The organism is uncultured Intestinibacter sp. (assembly GCF_902468165.1).
Classification (GTDB): Bacteria; Bacillota; Clostridia; order Peptostreptococcales; family Peptostreptococcaceae; genus Intestinibacter.
On record NZ_CABQXJ010000137.1, the window covers coordinates 1 to 2,002 of the forward strand.

The following is a 2,002-nucleotide window of genomic DNA, read 5'->3' on the forward strand; positions in this document are numbered from 1 at the left end:
AAGTATAAGTATGAAAATAGACAGTTTTGATATAGTAGGTTTTATTTTTTAGAATTAAAATTTATTTTATCAATGTTATAAGATGGGGCTGTCGCACTAAATAATTAGTGCGAGGCCCCTTTTGCAAAAAAAAAATAAATCCCAGACTCTATAAGCCTAGGATTTATGGTAAAATATTTTTCATGCTAACAAAAAAAATCTTACAACAAAATTATACTTTAAATCGAAAGTTTTATCAATTAAAACTTCCTTTTGATATAGATTGCATAATTCCAGAAAATGATTCGGTGAGATTACTAAGTCAGTTTGTAGAGGAGATGGATTTAACTAGACTATATTCTACTTATTTTAGAATAAGAGAAAATCAAGTACAGCCAATGAATATGCTGAAAATTATGCTTTATGGATATATGAATGGACTTTATTCTTCAAGAGATATAGAAACTGCATGTCGAAGAGATATCAATTTTATGTTTCTACTAGAGGGTGCTTCGCCTCCGGATCATTCAACATTTGCAAGGTTTAGAAGTTTACATTTTGCTCCATGTGCTGAAAAAATCTTAACAGAAGTAACCAATTTTCTTTATAAAATTGGGGAAATATCAGGTGAATCTATATTTATTGATGGTACTAAAATAGAAGCTTGTGCTAATAAATATACTTTTGTTTGGAAGAAAGCTATTACAAAAAATATGGCTAAACTATTAACTAAGATAGCCGACCTTGTAAAAGAGTGTGAAGAATTTTATGGCATTAAATTAATTTATAAGGATAAAGTACAAATGAAGCATGTAAAGAAGCTCAGGAAAAAACTTTATGAGTTAAAAAAATTAGAAGGAATAGAATTCGTCCACGGATGTGGTAAGAAAAAAACTACTTTACAAAAGTCTATAGAAAAGCTTGAAGAATATCTTTTAAAATTTAAAGAATACAATAAAAAGGTATACACTTGCGGCAATAGAAATAGTTATTCAAAAACAGATGCTGATGCTACATTTATGAGAATGAAAGAAGATGCTATGAAAAATGGACAACTTAAACCAGCTTATAATGTGCAGCATGGTGTTGATGCTGAATATATTACGTGGCTTACTGTTGGTAATCAACCAACAGACACAACTACATTGATACCATTTCTTAAGGGGATGGAAGAAAATTTGAATTTTAAATATTTAAAAATAGTTGCTGATGCTGGATATGAAAGCGAAGAAAATTACTCATTTATTGAAGATAATAATCAAATAGCTTTTATTAAACCTGCTAATTATGAAATATCTAAAACAAGAAAATACAAGAATGACATTAGTAGAATAGAGAATATGGACTACGATGCTGAGAGTGATTTATTTATATGTCAAAATGGTAAAAAACTAAAAATGTCAGGCACAAAATTTGTAAAATCTAAAACTGGATATAAAAGTGAAAAAACAATTTATATATGTGAGGATTGTAGTGACTGTAATTACAAGAACAAATGTATTAAAGGGAATAATTCTAAAATACCATTAGAAGAAAGAACTAAAAAATTTGAAACTTCAAAAAAGTTTAATAGGCAAAGAAAAGAAGATTTAACGAGAATTATTACTGATGAAGGTTGTTTACTTAGAATGAATAGAAGTATTCAAGCAGAAGGTTCTTTTGCTCAATTAAAGCATGATATGAATTTTAGAAGGTTTATGTGCCGTGGACAAAATAATGTCTTAGCAGAAAGTATACTACTTGCTGTAGCTCATAATATAAATAAATTGCATAACAAAATACAGGCTAACCGAACTGGTAAGCATTTATTTGAATTAAAGAAAACTGCATAATTTAAATTTTTAAAGCCTTTTTTCATTAGGCTTATTTAAGTGCGTCTATTTTTATATTCAATTTGATTTTAATCGAAAATGTACAATTATTTTTTTGAAAATATAGAAAAAGAGCTATCGCTAGCGGATTTTTTTACCCGCTATTGCGACAGCTCCTTATAATAAATTTATTATCTTTTTAAACTATCAAT

At 27.9% G+C, this 2,002-nt stretch carries 1 protein-coding gene; it reads left to right on the forward strand.

What is annotated here, in order from left to right; translation table 11 throughout:
* Positions 1–182 precede the first annotated feature (182 nt).
* Positions 183–1,811 (forward strand): IS1182 family transposase, encoded by a 1,629-nt coding sequence (locus RDX53_RS14000; RefSeq protein WP_307994361.1) that lies wholly within the window; start codon positions 183–185, stop codon positions 1,809–1,811.
* Positions 1,812–2,002: the final 191 nt, after the last annotated feature.

Bases quoted from the DNA above. Each gene is read 5' to 3' on its own strand.
- RDX53_RS14000 (WP_307994361.1), top strand. From the start codon at position 183: ATGCTAACAAAAAAAATCTTACAACAAAATTATACTTTAAATCGAAAG.